General features: G+C 76.8%; 22 protein-coding genes. 10 read left to right on the top strand and 12 right to left on the bottom strand.

The annotated features are described in order from the left end of the window. Window positions 1-36 precede the first annotated feature (36 nt). The 5 genes from C8D89_RS06145 to C8D89_RS06165 are packed head-to-tail and all read right to left on the bottom strand — an operon-like array spanning window position 37 to window position 4860. Window positions 37-1047, bottom strand: coding sequence for an AAA family ATPase (locus C8D89_RS06145; RefSeq protein WP_116707189.1), 1011 nt, complete (start codon window positions 1045-1047; stop codon window positions 37-39). After that, the gene (locus C8D89_RS06150) at window positions 1037-1501 is read right to left on the bottom strand and encodes a ribulose bisphosphate carboxylase small subunit (RefSeq protein ID WP_116707190.1); all 465 of its coding nucleotides are present in this window, start codon (window positions 1499-1501) and stop codon (window positions 1037-1039) included. The genes C8D89_RS06145 and C8D89_RS06150 overlap by 11 nt, the downstream gene beginning before the upstream one ends. A 10-nt stretch (window positions 1502-1511) precedes the next feature. Next, window positions 1512-2936, bottom strand: a complete 1425-nt coding sequence (locus C8D89_RS06155; protein ID WP_116707191.1) for a form I ribulose bisphosphate carboxylase large subunit — start codon at window positions 2934-2936, stop codon at window positions 1512-1514. A gap of 35 nt (window positions 2937-2971) precedes the next feature. Next, complete coding sequence (locus C8D89_RS06160; protein WP_116707192.1) at window positions 2972-4189, bottom strand: GAF domain-containing sensor histidine kinase; 1218 nt, start codon at window positions 4187-4189, stop codon at window positions 2972-2974. Continuing rightward, a complete protein-coding gene (locus C8D89_RS06165; RefSeq protein ID WP_116707380.1) occupies window positions 4186-4860 on the bottom strand; it encodes a response regulator in 675 nt (224 codons plus the stop codon). Before C8D89_RS06165 ends, C8D89_RS06160 begins: the two co-directional genes overlap by 4 nt. A 102-nt stretch (window positions 4861-4962) precedes the next feature. On the opposite strand from C8D89_RS06165, the gene C8D89_RS06170 reads away from it, so the two are divergent. Continuing rightward, window positions 4963-5931 carry a phosphoribulokinase gene (locus tag C8D89_RS06170; protein ID WP_243417888.1) on the top strand — a complete coding sequence of 323 codons (969 nt, stop codon included), beginning with the start codon at window positions 4963-4965 and terminating at the stop codon, window positions 5929-5931. Further along, a complete protein-coding gene (locus C8D89_RS06175; RefSeq protein WP_116707193.1) occupies window positions 5928-6629 on the top strand; it encodes an HAD-IA family hydrolase in 702 nt (233 codons plus the stop codon). Before C8D89_RS06170 ends, C8D89_RS06175 begins: the two co-directional genes overlap by 4 nt. Window positions 6630-6674: 45 nt before the next feature. Here the strand turns inward: C8D89_RS06175 and C8D89_RS06180 are convergent, their stop codons facing one another. From C8D89_RS06180 to C8D89_RS06205, 6 genes are all read right to left on the bottom strand, one after another. Then, a complete protein-coding gene (locus C8D89_RS06180) occupies window positions 6675-8207 on the bottom strand; it encodes an Hsp70 family protein (RefSeq protein WP_116707194.1) in 1533 nt (510 codons plus the stop codon). 210 nt (window positions 8208-8417) lie between these two features. Beyond that, window positions 8418-9668, bottom strand: coding sequence for a heparan-alpha-glucosaminide N-acetyltransferase domain-containing protein (locus C8D89_RS06185; RefSeq protein ID WP_116707195.1), 1251 nt, complete (start codon window positions 9666-9668; stop codon window positions 8418-8420). A 21-nt stretch (window positions 9669-9689) separates the two neighbouring features. Continuing rightward, window positions 9690-11084 carry a M1 family aminopeptidase gene (locus C8D89_RS06190; RefSeq protein ID WP_116707196.1) on the bottom strand — a complete coding sequence of 465 codons (1395 nt, stop codon included), beginning with the start codon at window positions 11082-11084 and terminating at the stop codon, window positions 9690-9692. A 5-nt stretch (window positions 11085-11089) separates the two neighbouring features. Then, window positions 11090-11770, bottom strand: a complete 681-nt coding sequence (locus C8D89_RS06195; RefSeq protein ID WP_207787087.1) for a BPL-N domain-containing protein — start codon at window positions 11768-11770, stop codon at window positions 11090-11092. Continuing rightward, a complete protein-coding gene (locus tag C8D89_RS06200) occupies window positions 11767-12600 on the bottom strand; it encodes a dimethylarginine dimethylaminohydrolase family protein (RefSeq protein WP_116707197.1) in 834 nt (277 codons plus the stop codon). Before C8D89_RS06200 ends, C8D89_RS06195 begins: the two co-directional genes overlap by 4 nt. A gap of 74 nt (window positions 12601-12674) precedes the next feature. Next, window positions 12675-16784 carry a Pls/PosA family non-ribosomal peptide synthetase gene (locus C8D89_RS06205; RefSeq protein WP_116707198.1) on the bottom strand — a complete coding sequence of 1370 codons (4110 nt, stop codon included), beginning with the start codon at window positions 16782-16784 and terminating at the stop codon, window positions 12675-12677. Between the two features lie 315 nt (window positions 16785-17099). On the opposite strand from C8D89_RS06205, the gene C8D89_RS29690 reads away from it, so the two are divergent. Next, window positions 17100-18077: a hypothetical protein gene (locus C8D89_RS29690; protein ID WP_207787088.1), complete on the top strand. Its 978-nt coding sequence runs from the start codon at window positions 17100-17102 to the stop codon at window positions 18075-18077. Here C8D89_RS29690 and C8D89_RS06215 read toward each other — a convergent pair. Next, window positions 18046-18675 (bottom strand): DUF1707 SHOCT-like domain-containing protein, encoded by a 630-nt coding sequence (locus C8D89_RS06215; RefSeq protein ID WP_116707199.1) that lies wholly within the window; start codon window positions 18673-18675, stop codon window positions 18046-18048. The two genes, C8D89_RS29690 and C8D89_RS06215, sit on opposite strands and share 32 nt — an antisense overlap. A 37-nt stretch (window positions 18676-18712) precedes the next feature. Here C8D89_RS06215 and C8D89_RS06220 point away from each other — a divergent pair, with 37 nt between their 5' ends. The 7 genes from C8D89_RS06220 to C8D89_RS06250 all read left to right on the top strand — a co-directional run bounded on the left by C8D89_RS06220 (window position 18713) and on the right by C8D89_RS06250 (window position 26624). After that, on the top strand, window positions 18713-20554 hold the full coding sequence (locus C8D89_RS06220) for an oxidoreductase (protein ID WP_116707200.1): 1842 nt from the start codon (window positions 18713-18715) through the stop codon (window positions 20552-20554). Then, window positions 20551-22449 (top strand): oxidoreductase, encoded by a 1899-nt coding sequence (locus tag C8D89_RS06225; RefSeq protein WP_116707201.1) that lies wholly within the window; start codon window positions 20551-20553, stop codon window positions 22447-22449. Before C8D89_RS06220 ends, C8D89_RS06225 begins: the two co-directional genes overlap by 4 nt. Before the next feature lie 45 nt (window positions 22450-22494). After that, on the top strand, window positions 22495-23172 hold the full coding sequence (mftE, locus tag C8D89_RS06230) for a mycofactocin biosynthesis peptidyl-dipeptidase MftE (RefSeq protein ID WP_116707202.1): 678 nt from the start codon (window positions 22495-22497) through the stop codon (window positions 23170-23172). A gap of 76 nt (window positions 23173-23248) precedes the next feature. Further along, window positions 23249-23683, top strand: a complete 435-nt coding sequence (locus tag C8D89_RS06235; RefSeq protein ID WP_116707203.1) for a PaaI family thioesterase — start codon at window positions 23249-23251, stop codon at window positions 23681-23683. Between the two features lie 10 nt (window positions 23684-23693). Next, the gene (locus C8D89_RS06240; protein WP_116707204.1) at window positions 23694-24326 is read left to right on the top strand and encodes a phosphoribosyltransferase family protein; all 633 of its coding nucleotides are present in this window, start codon (window positions 23694-23696) and stop codon (window positions 24324-24326) included. Then, window positions 24310-25980 carry a mycofactocin biosynthesis glycosyltransferase MftF gene (gene mftF / locus C8D89_RS06245; RefSeq protein WP_243417889.1) on the top strand — a complete coding sequence of 557 codons (1671 nt, stop codon included), beginning with the start codon at window positions 24310-24312 and terminating at the stop codon, window positions 25978-25980. Before C8D89_RS06240 ends, mftF begins: the two co-directional genes overlap by 17 nt. After that, window positions 25977-26624, top strand: a complete 648-nt coding sequence (locus C8D89_RS06250; protein WP_116707205.1) for an MOSC domain-containing protein — start codon at window positions 25977-25979, stop codon at window positions 26622-26624. Before mftF ends, C8D89_RS06250 begins: the two co-directional genes overlap by 4 nt. The last annotated feature ends 248 nt before the right edge of the window (window positions 26625-26872 follow it).

A 26872-nucleotide genomic window follows, 5' to 3' on the forward strand; every position in this document is an offset into this window, starting at 1 on the left:
CTTCTGAGCTATAGCTCAGAAGATCACGCACGTGGGTCAGGTGGCCATGTGACCGCCGGCGAAGACGCGGGAGGCGCGCAGGTCGGCGGCCTCGAGGGTGGTGAGGTCGTGCAGGCCGACCTCGCCCCCGCCCTCGCCGAGGCGGCGGGCCTGGCGCATCCGGGCGCGGTCGAGGGCGTTGCGCACGCTGCGCGCGCCCGCGAACCACGGCTGCTCGCGGCGCAGGGCGAGGTACTCGCGCAGGGCGGCATGGGCCTTGTCGGACAGCGCCAGGCCCTGCTCGGCGACCATGCCCTCGGCGATCGTCACGAGCTCGTCGGCGGTGAAGTCCGGGAAGTCGACGTGGTGGGCGATCCGGCTCTGCATCCCCGGGTTGGCCTCGAAGAACGTGGCCATCCGGTCGGCGTAGCCGGCGAGCACGACGACGAGGTCGTCGCGGTGGGACTCCATCGCCTGCAGCAGGATCTCGATGGCCTCGCCGCCGTAGTCGCGCTCGTTGCCCGGCCGGTGCAGGTAGTAGGCCTCGTCGACGAACAGCACGCCGCCGCGGGCCTTGCCCACGATCTCCTTGGTCTTCGGCGCGGTGTGTCCGACGTACTGGCCGACCAGGTCGTCGCGCGTCGCCGTGACCAGGTGGCCGCGGCGCAGGTAGCCCAGCCCGTGCAGCAGGTCACCGATCCGCTGCGCAACGGTCGTCTTGCCCGTGCCCGGGTTGCCGGTGAAGCACATGTGCAGCGTCGGACGGTCGGTCGTGACCCCGAAGCGCTCGCGCACCCGGTCGACGACCAGCAGCGCCGCGAGCTCGCGCAGCCGCTCCTTCACCGGCGACAGCCCGACCAGCTCGCGGTCCAGCGCGTCGAGGACGTCGTCGACGCCCGCGTCGCGGCGCACCGCGTCGAGGTCGACGGTGTCGTCGGGGGCGAGGGCCTCGGCGTCCCGCCGGCGCGCCTCGGCCTCGGCTCTGGTCGACTCGTTCGTGGCTGCCTCCTCGGAGACGGCCGCCGACCGGCCGGAGGTGCCGAACGCGATCCTGGTGTCAGCCACCATGACCGTTGCTCCGGGCCCCGTCGCCCGAGCCGCCGCTCGCGTAGCGCCGGCCCGCCGGACGTTCGGTGGCGTACGGGTGGACCGTGTAGCCGATCTGCCGGTCGCGGCCCTCCTGGCGGTCCAGGCGGAACCCCGGCTCGTGGGACGGCCGGTTGACCAGGAACGAGAGCGCGACCGTCTGCCGGCCCAGGCTCGCGTCGTAGGCGTTGACCCGGACGTAGTGCTCCGGGTGCTCCTCGCGGCAGGCGCGGACCTCGTCGAGCACGGCCGCCGGGTCCTGCAGGTCGAACATCGGCAGCCCCCACATCTCCCAGTAGGTGTTGCGGGGGTGCGGGTCGTCGGTGAACTCGACCGACAGCGGCCAGCCGCGGGTGAGCGCGTAGTCGATCTGCAGCCGGATCTCGTCGTCGGTGAGGTCGGGCAGGAACGAGAAGGTGCCCTGGGTGAGTCTCACGGTCGTCTCCTCACGAGGGGGTGGGCGTGGCGTCGACGGTGTCGGTCGAGGCGTAGTCGAAGGTGACGTCGCCCCAGGTGGACAGGGCCATGTCCAACGGCTTGTTGTGCCTGGCGGCGGCGCGGAGGATCTCGGGGCCCTCGTCGAGGTAGTCGCGCCCCTCGTTCCGGGCCTTGATCATCGCCTCGACGGCGACGCGGTTGGCCTCGGCGCCCTGGGCGATGCCCATCGGGTGGCCGATCGTGCCGCCGCCGAACTGCAGGATCGTGTCCTCGCCGAGGTGGTGGAGCAGCTGGTGCATCTGCCCGGCATGGATGCCGCCCGACGCCACCGGCATCACGCCCGGCATCGAGACCCACTCCTGGTCGAAGTACAGCCCCTTCGACGGGTCCGCGGCGTAGCGGTTCCTGCGCAGCACGTCGTAGAAGCCGTGCACCGACGCGGGGTCGCCTTCGAGCTTGCCGACGACGGTGCCGGCGTGGATGTGGTCGACGCCGGCGAGACGCATCCACTTGGAGATGACGCGGAAGCTCACGCCGTGGGTCTTCTGGCGCGTGTACGTCGCGTGCCCGGCGCGGTGCAGGTGCAGGATCACGCCGTTGCGTCGCGCCCACCTGGCCAGCGACTGGATCGCGGTGTAGCCGACGGTCAGGTCGACCATGATGATCACGCTGCCGAGGTCGCGGGCGAACTCGGCCCGCTCGTAGATGTCCTCCATGTCCGCGGCGGTGACGTTGAGGTAGTGGCCCTTGACCTCGCCGGTCTCGGCCTGGGCCTTGTTCACCGCCTCCATGCAGGCCAGGAAGCGGTCGCGCCAGCGCATGAAGGGCTGCGAGTTGATGTTCTCGTCGTCCTTCGTGAAGTCCAGCCCGCCGCGCAGGGCCTCGTAGACGACGCGGCCGTAGTTGCGCGACGAGAGCCCCAGCTTCGGCTTCGTCGTGGCGCCCAGCAGCGGCCGGCCGAACTTGTTGAGGTACTCGCGCTCCTGCACGATCCCGTGCGCCGGGCCCTGGAACGTCTTGACGTAGTGCGGCGGGATCCGCATGTCCTCGAGGCGCAGCGCCTTGAGCGGCTTGAACCCGAAGACGTTGCCGATGATCGAGCTGGTGAGGTTCGCGATCGACCCTTCCTCGAACAGGTCGAGGTCGTAGGCGATGTGCGCGATCCACTGGCCCGGGACGCCCGGCACGGCGTCCACGCGGTAGCACTTCGCCTGGTAGTGCTCGTAGGTCGTGAGGCGGTCGGTCCACACGACGGTCCACGTGGCGGTGCTCGACTCGCCGGCGACGGCGGCGCCCGCCTCCTCCGGCGGCACCCCCTCCTGCGGCGTCACACGGAACGCGCAGAGCAGGTCGGTGTCCTGGGGTTCGTAGTCGGGCTGCCAGTACCCCATCTCGGCGTAGGGGATGACGCCCGCGCTCCATCGGTCGGCCATGCCCCGAGGGTGCGGGCCGTGGATGCGCAGGACAATCAAGTGTTGTCGGCCGACACTTCGCCGTTCGGCTGATCCTCGACCGGCACGGTGACGGTGACCGTCGTCCCGGTGCCGGGCCGTGACGTCACCCGCACCCCGCCCCCGACCAGCTCCGCGCGCTCCTGCACCGAGGCGAGCCCGTAGCCGGGGGAGCCCGCCGGGCGCTCGGCCGGGTCGAAGCCGGCGCCGTCGTCACCCAGCACGAGGTGCACGGCGGTGTCCCCGACCTCGAGGCGCACGCCGACCTCCTCCGCCCCGGCGTGCTTGAGCACGTTCTGCAGGGTCTCCTGCGCGATGCGGTACAGCGCCACCTCGACGTGCTCGGGCAGGCGCCGCTCGTCGAGGTCGAGCACGACGCGCACGTCCGGCAGCCCGCGCGCCAGGGCCGCGAGCGCACCCGCGAGCCCGAGGTCGTCGAGGACGGGCGGGCGCAGCGCCCCGATCGCCGCGCGGGCCTCGTCGAGGGTGGTGAGCACGAGGTCGCACGACGTGGCGAGGTCGGCGCGGGCGGCGTCCGCCTCGCCCCGCTCGACGAACGTGCGCACCGCGTCGAGGTGGAACGACAGCGTCACCAGGCGCTGGGAGATGCCGTCGTGGATGTCGCGGGCCAGGCGCTGACGCTCGGCCTCCTGCGCGGCGACCATCTGCTCGGCGAAGCGCCCGTGCGCCTCCTCCCGGGCGGCGAGCCGGCGGTGCATCCGCGCCTGGTGCACCGCGCCGGCGACGAGGCGGCCGATCGTCAGCAGCACGCGCACGTCGCGGTCGTCGAACTCGCGGCGGGCGACGGTGTGCACGTTGAGGACCCCGGCGAGGCCCGCCGGCTCGCTCTCCATCGGCACCGACACCATCGACGTGTAGCGCTCGCCGCGCAGCTCCGGGATCGCGACGTAGCGCGGGTCGGCGTGCTTGTCGGCGGGGATCACCACCGGCTCGCGGTGGCTCGCCACCCACCCCGTCACACCCTGCCCGAGCGGGAGGCGGACCGCGCCGACCTGCGCGTCGAACGGCGGTGTCGCGCCGGCGAGGGTCAGCGAGGGCTCGGTGTCGTCGAGGACGTGCACGAAGCAGACGTCGGTGGCGGTGGCCTCGGTGATGACCCGGGCGACCGCCGCGGCCAGCGGCTCCACGCCCGGCCCGCTGGTCGTCGCCTCGATGATCGCCAGCAGGACGGCGTTCTCCCGCTCCGGGTCGGCCAGGCCCAGGCCCCGGGTCACCGGAACACCCCCTCGCGCAGCGCGGCGGCCACGGCTGCCGTCCGGTCGGGGACCTGCAGCTTGCGCAGCAGCGAGCGCACGTGGCTCTTGACTGTCTCGTCGCCGATGACGAGCTGGGCGGCGATGGCCCTGTTGCTGTGCCCGGCGACGAGCAGGGCGAGGACCTCGCTCTCGCGCTGGGTGAGGCCGAGGTGCGCGCCGGGCCAGAACTCGTCGCGCTCGAGGCGGGCCGCCGACGCCGCCGCCCGCCCGGCCATCGTCGCGTCCACGACCGTCGTCCCCGCCGCGGCGAGCTCGAGGTGGCGGACGAGCTCCTCGCCGCCGATGTGCTTGAGCAGGTAGCCCGCCGCCCCGGCCCGCAGCGCCTGGTAGAGGTACTGCTCGTCGTCGTAGACCGAGAGCAGCACCACCTTCTGGCCGGGCGCGCGCTCGCCCAGGTTGCGGCACAGGTCGAGCCCGCTGTCGCCGCGCAGGCGCACGTCGCACAGCACGATGTCCGGCGCCAGGGACAGGGCGACGTCGAGGGCCTCGTCGGCGCCGTGCGCCGTGCCGACCACGCGCACCCGGCCGGAGAACGGGGCGAGCATGGCCTTGAGCCCCGCCACGACCATCTCGTGGTCGTCGACCAGCACCACCCGCAGCGGTCCCGCCCGCGGGGTGGTCGAGGTCATGCCGACCACAGTGGTGGATCCGCTCCCCCGTCGCACCCCCCGTCACGGGGGAGAGCCGCGGCGCCGGCGGCCCTAGCGTGCGGGGCGACGAGAGGAGACCTCGTGCCCGACAAGGCCCTGCGCATCCGGCGCGCCGGCAGTCGCGAACACCCCGGCGCACCGCCCCGTCGCCCCGTCATGCTCGCGATCGCCGGGGACAGCGCCGCCGGCAAGACGACCATGACCCGCGGCCTGGTCGAGGCCCTCGGGCCCGACCGGTGCGTCTCCCTGTGCACCGACGACTACCACCGCTACGACCGGGAGGAGCGCAAGGAGCTGCCGTTCACCGCGCTCCACCCGGACTGCAACCACCTCGAGATCATGGAGCAGCACCTGCAGCTGCTGGCCACGGGCGCCCCGGTGCTCAAGCCCGTCTACGACCACGGCACCGGGCAGCTCGTGCGCCCCGAGCTGGTGGAACCGGCCGAGTTCGTCATCGTCGAGGGGCTCTTCCCGCTGTGGAGCAAGCTCTCGCGGGCGTGCTTCGACGTGACCGTGTTCCTCGACCCGCCCGAGGACATCCGGCGTGGGTGGAAGGTCCAGCGCGACACGAGCAAGCGCGGCTACACCGAGGAGAAGGTGCTCGCCGAGCTCGAGCGGCGCGAGCCGGAGTCGGAGGCCTACATCCGCCCGCAGCGCGCGGTCGCCGACCTCGTCGTGCGGTTCGCGCCGATCGAGAGCCGCGACGACCCGGAGGGCACGCCGCTGTCGGCGACGTTGACGATGCGCCCGACCATCGACCACCCCGACCTCGGCGAGGTCCTCGCGCCCGGGCTCTCCCGGGCGATGCATCTCAAGCTCGAGCGTGACCCCGACGGGCGCCCCGCCGAGACGCTGCACGTCCACGGCTACGCGCCCCGGGAGGAGAGCATCGCGGTGGAGAAGGCCATCTGGACCGCGCTCGGCGCGCCCGACACCGAGACCCCCGAGTGCCTCGGGCGCCTGGGTGGGTCCTCGGGCGACGCCCGCAGTGAGCCCCTGGCGATCGCCCAGCTCCTGCTGCTCTACCACCTCACCGACGCCGCGCGATGAGCTCGCCGGGACCGTTGGCAGCCGTCGTCTTCGACGTCGACGGCACCCTCGCCGACACCGAGCGCGACGGGCATCGCGTCGCGTTCAACGACGCGTTCGCCGCGCACGGGGTCGACCTGCACTGGGACGTCGAGCGCTACGGCGAGCTGCTGGAGATCACCGGCGGCCGGCCGCGGATCGAGGCCGACCTGCGCGCGCACGGCCTCGACGACCCCGCGGCGCTGGCGGCGGCGGTGCACCGGACGAAGACCGAGCTGTTCGCCGACGTCGCCCGCCGCGGGGCGATCGCGCCGCGCCCGGGGGTGCGCGAGCTCGTCGAGGACCTGCGCACCCACGGCGTGCGGATCGCCGTCGCGACGACCGGGCAGCGGGCGTGGGTGGAGCCGCTGATCGCGCACCTGCTCGGCGCCGGCACCGCCGAGGTCGTCGTGTGCGGTGACGACGTCGCCGAGCTCAAGCCCGACCCCGAGGCCTACCTGCTGGCCCTCGACCGGCTCTGCCTGGAAGCCGGGGAGGTCGTGGCCGTCGAGGACTCGGGGCCGGGCCTGCGGGCCGCCTGCGCCGCGGGGCTCGCGACCGTCGTGGTCACCAACGGCTACACCGCCGGCCACGACCTCAGCGGTGCCGCGCTGGTGCGTGACGCCTTCGACGAGCCGGACCAGCTCACGGCGGCGGGCCTCGCTGTGATGGCGCTGTAAGGGGCTGTGTTGGGGCTGTGATGGGCCCCGTGAGTGACCGGGTCGTCACGGCGACGCGGCTGGCTCCCCAGCGCCGGAGGCGCCCTCGGGGTCGCCGCCGTCGTGCTCGGTGTCGTGGGCGGTGTCGTGGGCGGTGTCGTCGGCGGTGTCGTCGGCGGTGTCGACGTGCCGGGTGTCGTCGTGCCCGGTGTCGTCGCGGGTGTCGTGGTGGCCGCCGTCCGACGGGGGGCGGGGAGTCGAGTTCCCACCGGCCGCCGGCGCCGCCGGTTCCGGCGTCGAGGTCGAGGTCGGGGTCGAGGTCGGTGTCGGGGTCGGTGTCGAGGTCGGTGTCGAGGTCGCCGAGCTGCTGGTCGGGACGGCGACGGCCCGCGCGGTCACCGGCGCCGCGCTCGCCGGGGCGGCCTCGGCCGTGACCTCGACGGGGGCAGGGGCCTGCGGCGACGGGGCGGCCTGCGACGCCGTCGACACCACCGGCACGGGTGTGGCGACGGCGGGAGACGCGGCGCCGGCCAGGGCGATCGCCCCGCCCCCCAGGACGCCGAGGGCGACCGCGCCGGCGGCCAGGACCGCGGCGAGCCCGCGACCGCCCGAGCGGTGAGTGCCCGTCCGGGGTGCGGCGAGCGCGGGCGGCGGCGCGGCGCCGAGGGGCGAGGATGCGGCGAGCGTGGGGCCGGTGTGCGGAGCCGCGACGCCGCCCAGCGGAGCCGTCGGCGCGACGGCGACGGCGCGGGTGGCGCCGTCCTCGGCCGACCGCGCGGCGAGCCGGGCGGCGCCGAGCGCGACCGCGTACTCGGGCTCGGTGTCCACCGCGACGGGGACGTCGAGCGCGTCGGCGACCGCCGCGGCGACCGAGCCGAGGCGGGTCGACCAGCCCGCGAGCACCACGACGTCGAGCTCGCCCGGCCCGACCTGCGCCGAGGCGAGCGCACGCTGCAGCCCGGCGACGACGTCCTCGTCGGCGGCCTGCCCGTCGGTGGGATGGGTGATGCTCTCGGGACGCCCGAGGACCGTGAACGCGCCCGCGTGGTACAGCAGCACCGCGGCGTCGACGCTGCCACCACCCAGGTCGACCACGGCGACGGCCGCGCCGTCGCGCAACTCGTGGTCGGCCACGTGCTGGCGGGCGGCCGCCTCCGGCTCGCCGACGAGCGTGACCTCGCCGAGCCCGAGGCTCGCGGCCACCCCGGCGAAGGCCACGCGCTCGGCGGCACCCCAGCTCGCGGGGTGGGTCAGCACGGTGGCGGCGGGCGCCCCGCCCTCCTGCGTGGCGACGAGGTCGACGACCCGGCGGAGCAGGACCCCGAGCAGCGCCCCCGCGGCGAACGGGGCGCCGTCGAGCAGGAACGGTGCGGGGTCGGCCAGCCGCGCGCGGATGGCCCGGGCCGCGCGGGTCGGTTCGTCGACCGCGCCGCGTTCGGCGGCGTCCCCGACCAGCGGGGGGCCCTCGGCGCTCCAGAGCACGACCGAGGGCATCGCCGCGGTGTGCTCCCCCAGGGCGGCGACGGAGACCCGGCCGTCACGGTGCACGGCGGCCGTGGTGATCGTCGTGCCGAGGTCGATGCCGAGGTGGTAGCTCACGGTGGCCTCCGGGGCGCGTCGGGCGGGACGACCACGAGCCTCCGGTACCCGGGCCCCGCGCGGAGTGGGGTGCGCCCCACCCCGGACGGGGGCGGTCCCGAGAGTTCCGGGCTCAGCCCTCAGCCCTCAGCCCTCAGCCCTCAGCCCTCCGCCCTCAGCCCTCCGCCCTCAGCCCTCAGCCCTCCGCCCTCAGGCCCCAGCCCCCAGCCCTCAGCCCCCGGCCCACCGCGCCCCGCGGGCGCCGGCGGCCGAGGCCAGCGCCTCCAGGGGGCCGCGCCCGGCGCTGGCCCGCCAGCCCAGGCCGAGCAGGAGGACGAGGACCACCTGCACGACGTAGCCGGTGACCGGCGAGTACTCGTCGAGCGAGGAGTTGAGGAACAGCACGTGCAGGGTGTAGCAGGTCAGCGCCAGCGCGCCGGCCGCGGCGAGCGGCGCCCGCACGGCGGCCACCGTCGCGCGTACCGCGGGGCGGCCCCGTCGTCCCAGCTGGTCGAGCAGGAGCAGCAGGCCGATCACCGCGAGCGCGATGCCGGCGGTGCGGGCGAGGTCCAGCGGCGTGGACGAGTGCGGGGCGTCGACGGCCAACCACCACCACGTCGAGGTCGGGGTGACGCCGTCCGGCCCGGCGCCGAGGTACTCCCGCAGCGTGGCCGCGTCGAGCCCGGTGGCCGTCGAGGCGGCCGTGATCCCGGCGAGCCCGCCACCGGGCCCGAGCAGGAGGGTCGAGAGCCCGGCGGCCGCGGCCGCGAGCGCCGCCCCGCCGGCGGCGAGCCCCGCGGCGAGGCGGGGCGAGCGCAGCGGCGCGCGACCGAGCGCGAGCCCGACCGCGACGTAGGGCACCCAGGACAGCGCCGGGTAGTAGCCCGTGAGCAGCAGCTCGCGCAGGAGACCCAGCGGGTCCTCCACGACCCACGCCAGCGACGGGTTGTCCCCGCGTGGGGCGGGCAGCTGCGCGCGCACCAGCTGGCTCAGGACCGGGGTGCCGACGGCGCCGGCGACCGCGCCCCCGACGAGCACCGGGGTCGGCAGCAGCACGAGGGGGACGGCGAGCACGAACAGGACGGCGTAGAAGGGCAGGATCACCGCCGCGACCTCGGCGTCGACGACCGTACCGAGGGCCAGCCCGATGAGGCCGATCACGATTCCGCGCGCGACGAGGCCGCCCGCGGCGCGGCGCGCGGCGGCGCCGCCGGTCACGCGGGCCCGGCCGGTCGTGAACGCGATGCCCACGCCGGCGAGCACGGCGAACAGTGCGGCGGCGTTGCCCGAGGCGACGAGGCCGACGGCGGTCGGTGCGCCCTGCGCGTCGATCACCCACAGGGCGTGGACGGCCATCATCCCGAGCAGGGCCACGCCGCGGGCGGCGTCGATGGCGGGCAATCGCCCGGGCGGGCCGTGGGCCTGCGGTGCGGGCGGGTCGGCGGCGGGGATGCGGGCCGTGGGGGCCTCGATGCTGGACACGGGAAGGCTCCTGATCGGTCGTCAGCCGGGCGGGGGCAGCGCGCCGGCGCGGGTCAGTGCGTCGGTCACCTCGGGCAGGTCGGCGAAGGCGCGCGAGACGTCGGCGGGCGCGGCGACGCCGTGGGCGTGGGTCGCGAGGTAGTCCCGGACGGCCTCGTCGAAGCGCTCGGCGCCGGCGCGCTCGCGGGCGGCGAGCAGGACCGCGGCGCCCTGGGTGTAGACGCCGACGTTGTAGGCCCCGAAGCCGCGGTCGGCCCACTCGCGCATCGGGTCGCCCAGGTCGCCGCGGACCCCGTCGGGGACGTCGTCGAGCTGGTAGCGGCCGGTGGTGTCGGTGGCGACGGCCTGGGCCCACGTCGTGAAGGCCTCGTCGATCCACGGGTCGCGGGCCTGGTTGTTGCCGACGAGTGCGTAGAACCACTGGTGGCCGAGCTCGTGGGTCACCAGCTGGGCGAGATCGCCGGGCGCGGTGTCGCCGAACTGCAGCGCGCCGGGGTACTCGAGGCCCGACGACTGCGACGGCGCGATCGCGACCCACAGATCCCGGTAGGGCATCGGTCCGAGGAGGTCCTGCAGCCGCCCGAGCGCGCGGTCGATCTCGGCGGCCCACCGCTCCGGGTCGGCGCGGGTCCCCGCGGCGGGGGTGAACAGGTGCAGCCGGGTGCCGGCGACCTCCCGCTCCAGGACCCGGTAGTTCCCCACCGCGACGGTGACGTCCCGCACCGCGTCGGCGCGGAACACGTGGGTCGTGGTGCCCGGCCGCGGCCCGGGTGCCGGCGGGTCGGCGCGCCCGGCACCGGACACGGCGGCGCCCTCAGGAGCGGTGACGCGCAGCGCGTCGAGGCGGAACTCCTCGCTCACCGCGGTCTCGCCGGGGATTCTCACGGCGTCGTCGCGGACCCAGCCCTGGCCGCGGACCCACGCGAGCAGCGGGAACCCCGAGCCCCACCAGGCGGTGCCCGCGGCGGGGGAGACGCCGAGGCGCTCGTCGGCGTCCACCCCCAGCGTCAGGGTGAACCCGAGCTCGGCGCGCACCGTCTCGCCGGCTGCGACGCAGGTGGGCAGCGGCAGCTCGATCAGCGTGCCCGGCGCGCCGGACGGCGCCCCGGCGGGCCGGATGACGGGAACGGTGGGCCGGCCCTGCACCACGGCGTCGGTGACGGTGAGCGCGTTGCCCTCCCGCGCGGGCGACGGCGCGTTCGGCCAGGCCCGGAACACCAGCTCACAGATCGGGAGGTCGGGGGTGAAGGTCAGGGTCTCGCGTCCGGTGGCGCTGCGCAGGTCCGGCGCCACGTCGAACGCGAGGTCGACGGCCGGGCGTTGCGGCCAGGGCGCGGCCTCGGCCCGGGGCGCACCGCACCCGACGAGTGCGAGCAGCGTGGCGACGAGGACCGCCAGCAGGGATCGGGACGGCACGGGCGTCAGCCCTCCAGCACGTGGTCGACGAGGTCGCGGGCGAGATCGCGGGCGAGATCGTCGCCGCCCTCGGCGGGGACCGGCAGCCCCGCGTCGGTGAACCAGTCGATCGTGGCCTCCGGGTGGGGGCCGACGACACCGACCCGTCCCGCGCCGTAGGGGGTGACCAGCGCCGCGGGTGCCCGGTTCGGGTAGCGGGCGAGCACCGTGGTGTCCGGGCCGGCGCGCTCGTCGAGGTGGAACGTCGTCGGGTCCTGGGCGTAGACGCCCCGGCGCCGCCCGCCCCAGTCGACGTCGACGACGGCGTCACCGTCGTGGTCGATCTGCGCGCCGTCCGTGGCCAGGTACTGGTCGGTGTCACCGGGCAGCAGCCCGAATCCCGGGGACTCGCCGGCGAGGTAGGCGCCGAGGCAGAAGCCCAGGTAGCGACCCCCGCCCGCCACCCAGCCGGTCAGGTCCTTCCGGTGGCGGCGCATCTTGCGCCACGCCGGGCGCAGCGTCCCGCCGCCGGGCTGGGCGTAGAGCACGGCGCCGGCGAGGACGTCGGCGGTCAGCCGGAGTTCCTCTCGCGGCCCGACGTAGCGCACGTCGAGGTCCCGGCCGGTCTCCCGCAGGAGCGAGGCCACGGCCTCGGGGCAGCCCGGCAGGGTGGCGGGGCCGCGGTGGACGAGGGCGAGGACGCTCACGCCGCCGCCTCCCCGGGAACGGGCGCCGGGGCGTCGAGGGTGAGCGCGGTGCAGCGCACCCCGCCGCCGCTCTTGGCGAGCTCGGTGGTGACGAGCTCGTGGACGACGAGCCCGCGCGCCCGCAGCGCCCCGGCCAGGCGGGGGCAGCCCCGGGTCAAGGTCACGGTGGTGCCGTCACCGACGAGGTTGAGCGCGAACCGCTGGGCCTCGTGCGGCGCCACCTCGACGAGCTCGAGGCCGCGACCGCGCAGGGCGCGCACCCGCCGGCGGCTGGGCCCGTCGAGGGCCTCGGGGCACCAGGCCAGCAACCGGTCGGGGTCGACGACGCCGACCGCGAGGTCGAGGTCGTAGAACAGTGCCGACGACGTGCGCAGCGGCACGACCTCGTAGTCGAGACGCTCCGCGAGCACCGGGTGCACCGCCGGGTCGGTGCGCTGCCCGTGGCCCGCGAGCAGCACGTCGCCGAGCACCGGCAGCGCGTCGCCCTGCCCACTGAACGCGGCCGGGGGGTCGTCGACGGTGAACCCGCGGCCCTCGAGCCAGGCGCGGTGGTGGGCGATCTCACCGGCGCGGGCGGCCGGGGGCCGTCCCAGTACGGCGCGCTCGCCCCGCACCAGGGCGGCGTTGGCGGTGAACACCATGTCCGGGCAGTCCGGGGCCGACGCCACGCGCTCGACGGTGCGCCCGGCGTCGCGGTGCGCGGCGACGAGGGCGTCGTGCTCGGCGCGCGCCCCGGCGGGGTCGGGCTGGTCGGTGCGGTCCATCCACGGGTTGATCTCGTCGGCTACCCGGAAGTGGTCGGCGTCGGACACCAGCAGGTGGCGGTGCATCGGTGCTCCTCGGGGTGGGGCCGCTCGGGGTGGGGCCTCGGGGACGGTCGGGGACGGGACCTGGGGCGCGCGCGTCACGCGGCGGCCGCGGGCAGCTCGACGGTCGCGTCCCGCGATCCGACCGCGGCGAAGGCGTCGGTGTCCGGCTCGGCGATGCCGCGGGCGGGGATGCCGCGCCAGCGCGTGCCCCCGCTCAGCTCCTCGCCCTTCATCAGCAGCGACAGCCCGTCGAGGTCCACCTGCGACCCCACGGTGGCGTCGTAGAGCACGATCGCCCGCGTGCCGACGGTGGCGCCGGCCTCGACCCGGACCGTCGACATCTTCATCACCCGGTCCTCGAACAGGTGGGTCTGCAACGAGACGCCGGGGCCGACCGCGGCGTCGTCGCCGATCTCGACGAGGTCGAACTCGGTGAGGTAGGTGGTCGCGAGGTGGACCCGGCGCCCGATCCGCGCGCCGAAGCGGCGCAGGACCATCGGCAGGAACGGCGTCCCGACCAGCAGGCCGAGCATCGTGGGCACCGCTGCGGCCTCGTAGAGACCGGTGACGAACTCGGTGCGGCGCACGAACGGGTCCCACAGCGGGGCGACCCGCGGCCGGTACCGCCCGACGACGTGCCGCTTGACCGCGACGACGTAGGCGACGACGGCGAGGCTCGCGGCGGCGGCGAGGACCGGGGCGCCGAGCGCGGTGGGCAGCAGGGCGCGGCCGTCGGCCAGCGCCGAGAGCGCCAGCAGGTAGAGGTAGAGACCGAGCCCGAGCAGCGAGGCCGGCAACGTGGCACGGACGAACTCGACGGCCAGGCGGTGGCGGACGCGGCGGCGGCCCGGGCGGAAGGTCTCCTGCTCGTCGTAGTCGCCGGAGTCCTGGCGCTGGGGCAGGTGCATCGCCGGCGAGCCCAGCCACGACGAGTCGGCGGGCACGCCCTCCGGCGGCGGCACCGTGTGCACGCCGACCAGGGAGCCGGTGCCGGTGCCGGTGCCCGAGGGCACGATCGCGGCGTTGCCGACGAAGGCCCGGTCGCCGACCTGGGTGGGGCGCAGCAGGACGCGGCCGTTCGCGAAGGTCGCGGCGCCGACGCTGGCCATGTCGGCGACGAAGCTCCCGTCGCCGAGGGTGAGCAGGTCGGGGTCGAGGTGCGCCGCGGTCGAGACCTCGGCGCCGGTGCCCACGCGCGCCCCGAGCAGGCGCAGCCAGGTGGGCGTGTACAGCGTCGCGTAGAGCGAGTTGGTGAACGTCAGGCTCTGGGCGAGCAGCGCGTCGGCGACCCACTTGCGCAGGCCGAGACCGGAGTGCACCGGGTGGATGCCGACCGGCGTGCGCGGCAGCACCGCGCGGCGCCCGAGCGCGACGAGCGCGCACACGGTCAGCACGAACACCGGCCCGGCGAGCAGGGTGGCGACGAGGCCGGCGAGCACGCCGAAGGCCAGCAGCGCGCCCCACACGACCAGCACCGCGGGCACCACCATGGCCACCGCGGCCACCTCGAGCCCGAGGAGCCCGGCCAGCGCGCCGGGCAGGTGGCGCGCCCGCCAGCCCGGCAGCGGGTCGGCCCCGCGCATCGCGTCCAGCGCCGCGTCGGTGACCTCCCGCGGCGCGGGCGGCGAGCCCGCCCACGCCTCCCCGGCCGGGACGGCCTCGTCGCGCCCGAGGGCGGACTGCTCGGCGAGGTACCCGCCCGCGCCGATCCGGCTGCCCGGGGCGAGCACCGTGTTGGCCCCGGCGACGGCGCCGCGCTCGACGTGCACCGGGCCCACGACGACCCAGCCGTCCTCCACCGCCCACGGGTGCAGGGCGGCCCCGTAGCCGACGTCGGCGTCGTCGTCGAGGTGCAGCAGGCGCGGCAGCGTCACGTCCGCGGTCGCGACGTGCGTGCGCCGCCCGACGCGGGCGCCGAGCAGGCGCAGGTAGGGCGCGAGGAACGGCGAGCCGGCGAGCACCGGCAGCGGCGCGAGCCGCAGCACCAGGTCCAGCGTCCAGAGACGCAGGTGGGTGGGACCCCACAGCCGGTACCGGCCGGTCCGGACCCCCGCGGCGAGCGGGCGGGCGAGCAGCACGGGCAGCACCCAGCGCACGCCGAGCCAGGCGACCGCGCCGGCGGCGAGGACCTGGGCGAGCACGGACGTCGAGACCGTGCCGTCGTTGGCCGTGTAGACCCAGCTCACCGGCAGCGTCACCGCGAGCAGGAACAGGTAGAGCACGACGGCCTGGACCGCGCCGGCGGCCGCGACCCGGCGGGTGCGGTGGCGCACCGGGCCGGGCCGCGGGGCCGCCGAGGTGGCCTCCTGCGACCCCGCGCCCGCGAGGTGCGAGGCCAGCGCGCGCACCGAGGGGTGCGCGTAGAGGTCGCGCACGGCCGGACTCCCGCCGACGCCGCGCTCCCGCATCAGCGTCACGGTGGTGGCCGCCAGCAGGGAGTGTCCGCCGAGGTCGTCGAAGAAGTCGGCGGTCACCGACAGCTCGGCCGCCGGCACGCCGAGGGCCTCGGACCACAGCGCGGCGATCCGCTCCTCGAGCTCGCCCTCGGCCTCGACGACGGGGCCGGTCGCGGCGACCAGGCGCCGGCCCGCGGGCGCGGGCAGCTGCGAGCGGTCGACCTTGCCGCTGACCTGGGTCGGCAGCGTGTCGAGGACGTCCAGCGTCACCGGGACCATGTAGGCGGGCAGCTGCTCGCGCAGCACGCCGGCCAGGCGGGTGGCGAGGGCGTCCTCGTCGGTGCCGGCGGTGACCACGACGTAGGCGGCGAGGTCCCCGCCGCCGGAGCCGTCGGAGCCGTCGGGGCCCGGGTCCAGCGCGACGACCGCGCTGCCGACCTCGGGGTCGGTGAGCAGCACGCTCTCGATCTCGCCGAGATCGACGCGGTGGCCCCGCACCTTGACCTCGGCGTCGGCGCGACCCAGGTACTCGATCTCGCCGTGGGGTGTCCAGCGCCCCAGGTCGCCGGTGCGGTACACGCGGTCGCCGGTGACGGGGTGCGCGACGAACTTCTCGGCGGTCTTCTCGGGCATGCCGACGTATCCGGTGGCCACCCCCGGCCCGCCCAGGGTGATCTCGCCGACCTCACCCGGTCCCACCGGGCGCGGGTCGGGGGCCTCGGCGTCGATCATCTCGGCGCCATAGGTCGGCAGCGGGCGCCCGATCGTCACCGGCCGTCCCGGCACGAGCTCGCACCACGTGGCGGTGACGGTGGCCTCGGTGGGGCCGTAGGTGTTGAGCATCCGGCGCCCGGGGCGGCTCCAGCGCTCGACGAGCTCGGCGGGGCAGGCCTCGCCGCCGACGAGGATGCTGCGCAGGCCCGGCAGGTCCCGCGGGATCGTGGCCAGCAGGGTCGGCACGCAGTAGAGCACCGAGACGCGGGCGCGCTCGAGGTGGTCGGCGAGGTCGGCGCCGAGGCGTCGCTCGTCGTCCGGGCCGACCACCAGCGTCGCGCCGACCGCCCACGTCGGCCAGATCTCCTCGATGGAGAAGTCGAAGGAGATCGTCATGCCCTGGTGCACGCGGTCGTCCGGACGCACGTCGTAGACGGCGGGGACCACGGCGAGGAAGTTCGTGATGCTCGACTGCGCGATCTCGACGCCCTTGGGTCGACCGCTGGAGCCCGAGGTGTAGATGACGTAGGCGGCGGGGTCGTCGACGCCCTGCGGGGAGCGGTCGACGGGCCGGTCGGCCGGGGCACGGTCGAGCGCGGTGACGGTCTCGGCGTCGTCGAGCGCGAGCCAGTCCCGGCCGACGGCCCGGACGGGCTCGGCGAGGCCGGTGGTGGTCAGCAGCAGGTCGACGTCGGCATCGTTTGCGACGTAGGCGAGGCGGTCCGCCGGGGCCTCGGGGTCGACCGGGACGAACGCGGCCCCGGCCTTCAGCACGCCGAGCAGCGCGACGTAGGTCTCCAGCGAGCGGCCGAGGAACAGGCCCACCCGGGCGCCGGGCCGGACGCCGCGCTCGCGCAGGACGTGCGCGAGCCGGTTCGCCCGCCGGTCGAGCTCGGCGTAGCTGGTCGCGTGGCCCTCGTGCTCGACGGCGGTGGCCTCGGGCGTGGCGTCGGCGGAGCGCTCGAGAACGTGCTCGAGGCGGGCCTCCGGCAGCGACGGCCGGCCCTCGGGCGCGCACGCTCCGGCATGGGGTCGTCGCCCCGGCGACCCGGCGGGCCCGCCGGTGCTCTCGGTCAGGGTGACCAGTCCGGTCATGCTCGCGCTCCCCCCTGGCGTCCGCGGACGCGGCTCGTCGGTGGTGCTCGGGGATCGCGGGGGACGCCGTCGGGGAGGCGTCGACCCCGCGGCCCGACCTCGCTGTGGGCGCGGGCCGTCCCGGGCCATACCTCCCGCGCGGCGACTGCGAAACGCGATCGCCGCCCAGGGTCAGCCTTGTCACAGACGGGTAACAGCGGTACACAGCGTGATCGTTCGAGGGTGATCCGAGTGATCACGAACCTGCTGCGTCACCCGTCCGTGTCCGGAGTTCCCCGGGTCATGGGGTGTGGCGGCGGCGGGTAGCCCCGGGCCGTGACCTCACTACTGCGCGGATTCCGACGGGGTGTCGCGGCGGGCGCTGCCGGCACCACGGCGCTCAACGCCGCCACCCAGGCCGACATGGTGTTGCGGGCCCGCCCCGCGAGCAGCGCGCCGACGCAGGCGGTGACCGCGGCGGCGCAGAGGCTGGGCGTCGAGGTCCCGGGCGGGCGCAGCGCGCGGACCCACCGGCTCGAGGGCCTCGGCGCGCTCGCCGGCACCGCGACCGGCCTCGCCGTCGGCGGCGTGGCCGGGGTGCTGCGCGCGGCGGGGGTGCGCCTGCCCGCCGCGGTGGGCGGCCCGGTGCTCGGCGCCGCCGCGATGCTCGCCACCGACCTCCCGATGTCCCGCCTCGGCGTCTCGGACCCGCGGCGGTGGAGCGCGGCGGACTGGACCGCCGACGCGATCCCGCACCTCGTCTACGGCGTGACCACCCACGCGGTGCTGGCTGCCGGTGACGACCCCCGCGTCGGCGGACCCCCGGCCCCCTCCGCGGCGGCGCTCGCGCGGGCCGCCGCCCTCGGCGCCGCCACGGGGTGCCGCAGCACGGTCGGTCTGACCGCGCTGGCGCTGCGCGCCCGGGCGTCCGATCCGCGCGCGGCGAGCTGGTTCGCCTCCCCGGGGCGCCGCGCGGTGCCGGTGCTGGCGACGCTCGGCGAGATGGCCGGCGACAAGAGCCCGGCCGTCCCCGACCGCACCAGCCCGGGCGGCCTGGCGCCGCGGATCGTGCTCGCGTCCACCGCCGCCGACCTCGCCGCCCACCGCGATCGGTACGAGGGCGGGCCGCCGGCGCTGGTCGCCGCGCTGGCCGCGGTCGGCACCAGCGTCCTGGGCCAGCGGATGCGCGGGATGGCCGCCCAGCGGTTCGGCTCCGACCTGCCCGGCGCGCTGGTCGAGGACGCGGTGGCGAGCGGGCTCGCCTGGCTGGGTGCCGGCGGGGTCACTCGTAGAAGTACGGTCCCCGGGTCCTGAACGTCCCCAGGCCGATCGTCCCGGTCACGTGGATCGTCGGGCGGCCCGGGCCGGCGGTGCCGCGGTGGCGGTTCTTGACGGTGCCCCAGGTCGAGCGCAGTTCATCGGTGTCGACCGCCCAGTCGTCGGGCAGCACGAGCACGACGTTGCCCATGCCGCCCTGCACCTCGAGGTCGATCCGCGGCGGCGGCGACGCGACCTCGCGGAAGTCGAGCTTGACGTCGGACATGCTCGGCTCGGCGACGATCCGCGGCGGGACGCGCCACGCCCCGGTGCGCTTCTCGCTGGACCAGCCGGCGCTGAGCACCAGCGGGCGCTCCTCGCGCGGCGCCGGCGGTCGCTGCCAGGGCAGGGTCGCGGGCAGGTCGGCGACGAGAGGGTCCAGCTCGGCGTAGGTGCGGGCGGCGTAGGCCCGGGCGAGGCGCTCGTCGACCTCGGCGAGATCGAGCCGGCCCTCGCCCAGGGCGTCCCGCAGGACCGCGGCCACGGCCTCGCGGTCCGCGTCACCGGCGCGCAGCCCGCCGGGTTCCGGGGCCGGGCTCCCTCCCGGCGTCCGCCCCCGATCCGGGCCGTCTCCCGTCGCGTCGTCCGCCGCCACGCCACCGACCCTAGCCGCCGGCGACTAGCGTGATCGTGTGCTCGGCGACCCCGTCGTGCTCGGCCGGCGGACGGCGCCGAGCCGCGTCCTCTTCGGTCCGCACACCACCAACCTCGCCGACCCCCGGCGCCCTCGCGCGCTGGGCCCCGACCACGTCGCGCACTACCGGGCCCGCGCGGCCGGGGGCGCAGGCGTCGTCGTCACCGAGGTCGCGTCGGTGGTGCCCGACGACCACCCGATGGAGTACGCGCCGCTGGCCGCGGAGTGTCCCGAGGGCTGGCGCGACGTCGTCGGCGCGCTCCGGCCGTACGGGACGCTCGTGCTCGCGGGCCTCGGGCACGCGGGCGGACAGGGCTCGACGGCCTACACCCCCGGACCGCTGTGGGCGCCCTCCGCGGTGCCCGACCCGGCGTCCGGCGAGGTGCCGGCCGTCCTCGACGCCGACGGCATCGCGGCGGTGGTGGCGGGGTTCGCCGCGTCGGCTCGGGCGGCCGTCGCCGCGGGCTGCGACGGGGTCGAGGTCCAGGCGGGCCAGCACGCCCTGCTGCGCCAGTTCCTGTCCGGGCTCACCAACCACCGCGACGACGCGTACGGCGCCGACCGGGCGCTGCTGCTGGTCGAGGTGCTCGCCGCGGTCCGGGACGCGGTCGGGCCGGAGGCGCTGGTCGGCCTGCGCCTGACCGTGGACGAGCTGGCGCCGTGGGCGGGGATCACGCCTCCCGAGGCGCGGGCGGTGCTCGACCGCGTGGCCCCGTGGGTCGACCTCGTGGTGCCGGTGCGGGGGTCGGCGCTCTCGGTCGGGGCGACGCGGCCGGACGCGCACACGGCGCCGGGGTTCCTGCGCGTGGCGTGCGCGGAGCTGCGCGTGCCGGGCGTCGCGACGGTGCTGGCGGGGAGCGTGGTGGACCCGTCCCTCGCCGTCGACGCGCTCGCCTCCGGCGACGCCGACCTCGTCGAGATGACCCGCGCCCAGCTCGCCGACCCCGACCTGGTCGCGCTGGTCCGGGCGGGCGCCACGCCGCGCCCGTGCGTGCTGACCAACCAGCAGTGCCGGGCGCGCGACGTCCGCAACCCGCGGGTGTCGTGCACGGTGGCGGCGCCCGAGGTGTCCGAGCGGGTGGTGGCGCGGCGCGCCGAGCCCGTGCTCGTGGTCGGGGCCGGGCCGGCGGGACTCGAGGGGGCGCGGACGCTGGCGCGGGCGGGGTGCCCGGTGCGGGTGGTCGAGGCCGGTGACGCGGCGGGCGGGCTGCTGCGGCTCGTCGCCGGGCTGCCGGGACGGGAGCGGTTCGCGCGGCTGGTGGACTGGTGGCTCGACGAGCTCGGGGCGCTCGGGGTGGGGCTCGAGCTCGGGTCGTCGGTGGAGGTGCCGGCGTCCGGGCGCGTGCTCGACGCGCGGGGCGGGGTGGACCGCGCGTCCGGCGGGACGCCGATCGCCGCCGCGCTGCGCGACGGCCTGCCGCCCGGCCCGGTCGTGCTCGACGACCCGCTGGGCGACGGGGCGGCGGTGGCGTTCGCGGAGCGGCTGGCGGCCGACGGGCGCGAGGTCGCGATCGTCGCCCCGGGCGTGCTCGTCGGCCCGGGGCTGGCGCGCAGCGGCGACCTCGTCGACGCGCAGGTCCGGCTCGCGCGGGCGGGGGTGCGGCGGGTGACCGAGGCGCGGGTGTCGTCGTGGTCGGGGGCGGCGGTGGTCGTGACCGACGTCGTCACCGGGGCCGTGTCGTCGCTGCCGGCGGCCGCGCTGGTGGACGCGGGCCCGCGGGCGGGGCGGGCGTACGCCGACCGCCCGGGCCTGGTGCGCGCCGGCGACGCCGTGGCCCCACGGACCGTCGCCGAGGCCGTGCGCGAGGGCCGCGCGGCGGCGCGGGAGCTGCTGGCGTGAGCGTGCTCGGCGAACCCGTACGGCTGGGGCCGCGGGTCGTCCGGAACCGGATCGTCCTCCCCGCGCATCTGACCAACGCCGCCGTGGCCCGCCGGCCGACCCCGCAGCACGCCGCGTACTACGGCGCGCGCGCGGCGGGCGGGGCCGGGCTGGTGATCACCGAGGAGCAGTCGGTCGACTCCGCCGACCGGCCCTACGAGAAGCTCGTCGACGGCACCGACCCGGCCGTGGTGCCGGGGTACCGGGCGATCGCCGACGCGGTGCACGCGCACGGGGCGCTGGTGCTCGCGCAGCTCGGGCACAACGGCGGGCAGTCGTCGTCGCTGTACTCGCGGGCACCGGTGGACGGGACGTCCGACGAGCCCGACCCGATGTTCCGGGAGGTCCCGCGGGCGCTCTCCCCGGCCGGGCTGTCGCGGCTGGTGGACGGGTTCGGGCTGGTCGCCTCGCACGTGGCCGCGGGCGGGCTGGACGGCGTCGAGGTGCAGTGCTCGCAGGCGTCGCTGATCCGGCAGCTGGTCTCGGCGCGCTCGCCGCGGGCAGTGCCGTTCCTGGCGGCCGTGCTGCGCGCGGTGCGCTCGGCGATCGGGCCGGACCGGGTGCTCGGGGTGCGCGTGCAGGGCGACGAGGGCGTGCCGGGCGGGCTCTCCGCGGGCGACGCGGTGCGGGTGGCCGTCGCGGTCGAGCCGCTCGTGGACTACGTCAACACCGCCGTCGGCGTCGCCACCCGCACCCTGCCGCTGATCGAGCCACCGATGGGCGTGCCCGCGGGCTACGCCGCGCACGTGCCGTCGGCGGTGCGGGCCGCGGTGTCGGTGCCGGTGATCGGCGTCGGGCGCTTCACGACACCGGCGCAGGCCCGCGACGCCGTCACGTCGGGATCGTGCGACCTCGTGGGCGTCGTCCGCGGCCAGATCGCCGACCCGGCCTTCGCGGCCAAGGCCCTGCGCGGCGAGCGCGTGCGCCGCTGCATCGGCTGCAACCAGGAGTGCATCGCCCGCGTCGGCCTCAACCAGCGCCTGGGCTGCGCGGTGAACCCGGTGGCGGGGCGCGAGTCCTCCGCAGCGAACGTGCTGTTCGCTGCTTCTACGCGCGCGAAGTCCCCGGTCGCGCGCGTCCTCGTGGTCGGCGGCGGGCCCGCGGGGCTGGCGGCGGCGCTGGCCGCGGCGCGGGCCGGGCACGCGGTGACCCTCGCCGAGCGCGGCGATGCCCTCGGCGGGCAGCTCGCGCTGGCCGCGCGGGCCCCGGAGCGCCGCGAGCTCGCGCACGCCGTCGCGGACCTGGCGTACGAGGCGCGCGAGGCGGGCGTGGAGGTCCGGCTGCGGACCGAGGTGGCCGGGGTCGACGCTCCGGTCGACCGCGTCGACGCCGTCGTCCTGGCCACCGGCGCGCGCCCCGCGCTCCCGGATTGGGCGACCGGGCTCGACCGCGTCGCCGACGTCACCGACGTCCTGGCCGGGCGGGTGGCGCCGGCCGGGCGCGTGCTGGTCGTCGACGCCGGACGCTCCCACGCCGCGACCTCGACCGCGGAGCTCCTGGCGCGCCGCGGGGCGGCCGTGACCACGCTGACCTCGGCGTTGGTCGCGGCCGGGGACCTCGCGCCGACCCTCGACCGCGAGCGCTGGCGCCGGCGGGCCGTCGACCTCGGGATCGTCGAGCTGACCGACCGGGTGGTGCTGACTGCACGCTCCGGACCCGTTCTCGACGTACTGCACCACGTCACCGGCGAGGTGACGGCGTGGCCGGCCGACTGGGTGGTGCACGCCGGCCCCCCCACCCCGCACCTCCCGGACCTGGGCGTGCCCGCCGTCCGCGTCGGCGACTGCCTCGCCCCCCGCGACCTCGCCGCCGCGATCCGCGAGGGCACGTCCGCGGGCGCCTCCCTACGTGCGTGATCTTCTGAGCTATAGCGCAGAAGATCACGCACATAGGGTGGACCCGTGGACATCGCCCAGGTGCCGTGGCCGGAGTGCGAGGACGTGCCGGTCCTGCTCGTGCCCGTCGGGGCCACCGAGCAGCACGGCCCGCACCTGCCGCTCGGCACCGACACCGCGATCGCCGCCGCCGTCGCCGGGCGCAGCGGCCTGCCCGTCGCGCCCGCCCTGCCCTACGGCGCCTCCGGCGAGCACGAGACCTTCCCCGGCACGGTCTCGATCGGCACCGAGACCCTCGCCGCCGTGATCGTCGAGCTCGGCCGCTCGGCCTGCCGCTTCGCACGCCGACTGGTGCTGGTCAACGGCCACGGCGGCAACGTCGCCGCCCTGCGCGCGGCCGTGCCGATGCTGCGTGCCGAGGGCCGCGACGTCGCCTGGTTCCCGTGCAGCGTCCCCGGCGCCGACGCGCACGCCGGCCGCCACGAGACCGCGGTGATGCTCGCGCTGGCCCCCGACCGGGTGCGCGAGGACCTCGCCGCGCCCGGCAACACCGCCCCGTTGCGCGAGCTGCTACCCACCATCGCCGCCGGCTCGGTCCGCGACGTCAGCCCATCAGGAGTGCTCGGCGACCCCACCGGCGCCACGGGCGGCGAGGGCGCCGAGACCGTGTCGGTGATGGTCGCCGGGCTCGTCACCGCGGTGGGGCGCTGGTCGGTCGACGAGGCGTCGGGGCGCCTCACCTGACCCGACCGGGACGGGATCCCGCCACGACCGCTGCCGTTCACCGGCCCGCCGGTCGCGGAGCGGACGCTCGGGAGGCATGACCGGACTGCTCGCCGGCGACGATCTCCTGGCCCGCGCCGAGGCGGCGCTCGCGGTGGCGTTGCCCGAAGCGTTGGGCCTCGAGTTCGTCGACCCGTACGCCCCGCTCGACGGCGTCGTGCTCCCCGTCGCCGGGATCGCCGTCACCCCCGCCGCGACCGCCCACGGGGCCGCGCTGGGCGCCGCCATCGAGCTCGCCGGCTACCTCGCCGTGCTGCCCACCCTGAGCGCGGCCCAGCACGCGGTCACCCATCAGATCTCGACGCAGTACCTGCGCCAGGCGCGCGCGGGCCGGCGGGTGCGTGTCGTCGGGCGGCTGGCCCGACGCGGCCGCGAGGTGGCGTTCGTGACGGTCACCGCGAGCCTCGAGGACGGACCCGACCGGCCGGTGGCGCTCAGCCAGGTGACCAAGTCGGTGGTCGGCGCGTCCTAGGGTCGCACCGGTGAGCCGCCCGTTCGCCGACCGGACCGACGCCGGACGCGCCCTGGCCGCGCCGCTGGCCGAGCTCGGGCTGCGCCGCCCGCTGCTCGTGGGCCTCGCGCGTGGGGGCGTGCCGGTGGCCGCGGCGGCCGCGACGGCGTTGGGCGGCGGCGCGGAGGTCGACGTCGGCGTCGCTCGCAAGATCACCGCGCCCGAGCGCCCGGAGGCGGGGCTCGGCGCGGTGGCCGCGGAGGGCGAGCCGGTGTGGTTCGACCGGGCGCTGCAGCACGCGGGGCTCACGCCGGACGACCTCGCCGACGTCGTCGCCGCCGAGCGCGCCGAGGCCGAGCGTCGCGAGGCGGCCTACGGGACGCGGAGGGAGCGGGTGGCGGGTCGCGAGGTCGTGCTCGTCGACGACGGGATCGCCACGGGCATGACCGTGCGGGCGGCGTTGCGCGCGCTCGCGGCGGCGGGGCCGGCCCGGCTGGTGCTCGCGACGCCGGTCGCGGCGCCGTCCGCGCTCGAGCGCCTGGCCGGTGAGTGCGAGCGGGTCGTCGCCGCCCTCGTACCGCCCGACTTCCGGGCCGTCTCGCAGGTCTACGACGACTTCGCCCAGCTGACCGACGACGACGTCCGGCGTGTCCTCGGTCGCTGACCGATCGACGGTGTGCTGCCTAGACTCGCCGGCCATCGCCACTCCCACCGTCCCCGCCACCGACGCCGGGCCCGTCACCCGGCCGGCGCGCCTCCCGGCCGGGTGGACCGTCGTCCTCGACCGGCGCGTCCTGCGCGTCGACGGCGGCCGCACCCTGGTCGGGGGGTCGCCGCCGCGCGTGCTGCGCCTGTCGCCCGCCGCGTCCGCGCGCCTCGCCGGACCGGACGGCGTCCCGCCCGAGGCGCGACTGACCGTCACCGACGCGACGTCGGCAACGCTCGCACGCCTGCTCACCGACGCCGGCGTCGCGCACCCCGTCCCGGGTCACGCCGACGCGCCGTCGCCGGGGGAGGTGTCCGTGGTGGTGCCCGTGCGTGACCGTCCCCGCGAGCTCGCCCGGCTGCTCGACGCCGTGGCGGCGACGGCACCGGGGGTGGGGGAGGTGGTGGTCGTCGACGACGGCTCCGCCGACCCCGACACCACCACGCGCGTCGCCGCGGCCCGCGGGGCCCGGGTCGTCGGGCACCCGAGCTCGCGGGGCCCGGCCGCGGCGCGCAACACGGGCGCGACGGCCGCGTCCGGCGCGGTCGTCGCGTTCCTCGACTCCGACGTCGTCCCCGAGCCCGGCTGGCTCGCGCCGCTACTCGGCCACCTCGCCGACCCCGCCGTCGCCCTCGCCGCACCGCGCATCGTGGCCTGGGTGGGGCTGGCGGGTGGTGGTGCGAGCAATGCGGCTTTGCTGGCGTCCGACGCCAGAAACGCCACATCCTCGATCGCGCGCCGCGCCGTGGCTCGCTACGAGGAGCGACGGTCGAGCCTCGACCTCGGGCCCCGCCCCGCCCCGGTCACCGCCCGCTCGCGGGTGGCCTACGTCCCCAGCGCGGCGCTGGTCGTGCGCCGGTCGGCCCTGGGCGCGGGGTTCGCCGAGGACATGCCCGTCGCCGAGGACGTCGACCTCGTCTGGCGCCTCGCCGCCGACGGCCACCGCCTGCGCTACGAGCCCGCCTCGCGCGTGGCGCACGAGCACCGCGACGCCCTCGGACCCTGGCTCACGCGCAAGGCGTTCTACGGCACCGGCGCCGCCCCGCTCGCCCTGCGTCACCCGCGCCGCGTCCCGCCCATGGCCCTCGCGCCGTGGACCGCGGCGGCCGTCACGCTCCTCGGCGTCCAGCGACGGTGGACCACGGCCGCCGCCGGCGCCGTGACCCTCGTGGCCACGGCCCGCCTGGCCCGCGGCCTCGTGCGAGGCGATCGAGCGTGTGGCGATGCGGACACTCAACGTCTGCGATGGCCCACCGCTGACATGAGGAAGGCCCTCGCGCTCGCCTCGGTGCTCGCGCCGTGGGGTCTCGGCGGGGCGGCGTGGCAGGCGGCCGGGGCGCTGACGCGGCACTGGTGGCCGGCGGCGGTGGCGGGCGCGCTCGTCTCGCGGCGGGTCCGCCGGGCGCTGGCGGTCGCCGCCGTCGCCGAGGGCCTCGCCGACTGGGTGCGTTTCCGACCGCCCGGCGCCGGCCCGGTGGACGCGCTCGGTCACGTCATCGCCCACCGTCTCGACGACCTGGCCTACGGCGCGGGTCTGTGGTGGGGCGCGTGGCGGCACCGCACGCTCGCGCCGCTGCGCCCCGATCTCACCGGGAAGGGACCCGACCGATGACCCCCTTCGTCCGCACGGTCGCCGTCGGCCGGCCCCGCGACGTCCCCGGGCCGCGCGACAGCGACACGACGCGCACGGCCATCCGGAAGCACCCGGTCGACGGACCCGTCGAGGTCTGCCCCGAGAACCTCGCCGGCGACGAACAGGCCGACACCGTCCACCACGGGGGCCCGGACAAGGCCGTCTACGCCTACGGCGAGGAGGACCTCGCGTGGTGGCGCGCGGAGCACCCTGAGTACAGGGCGCTGGACGACCAGGTCTTCGGCCAGAACCTGACCACGGTCGGCCATGACCTGCGCGGGGCGGTCGTCGGCGAGCGCTGGCGCGTCGGCACCGCCGAGTTCGAGGTCGCCCAGCCGCGCACCCCGTGCTTCAAGCTCGGCCTGCGCGCCGGCGACGGCGCCATGCCGCGCCGGTTCACCGCCGCCGTCCGGCCCGGGGTCTACTTGCGGGTCACGGCGACGGGGACGATCACGTCGGGCGACGCGTTGCACGTCGTCGACCGGCCCGCGCACGGCGTCACCGTCGCCGAGGTCTTTGCGATCGTCCACCACGAGCGCCACCGCGCCGCCCGCCTGCTCGAGGTCCCCGAGCTGCCCGCGAGCTACCACGACTGGGCCCGCCGGCGCCTCGCCCACGCCTGACGCACCCCGCCCGCCCGGCGTGTCGCCCCAGCGAGGATGTGGCGATCCTGGCGTCGAACGCCAGCAAAGCCGCATTGCTCGCACACCCGTGTGCGACCCGCGACACACCGCGTGTGCGACCGCCGGTGCACGCCGTCGGTCGACGCGTCGCGACCGGGCCCACGCCGTGCGCCGCGGCGTGCACCCCGTGTGAAGGACCGGCCCCTCCGAACGGAGGGGGCGGCGGCTGTACGGATCGGCCTGATTCG

This window comes from Actinomycetospora cinnamomea (genome assembly GCF_003096675.1).
Classification (GTDB): Bacteria; Actinomycetota; Actinomycetes; order Mycobacteriales; family Pseudonocardiaceae; genus Actinomycetospora; species Actinomycetospora cinnamomea.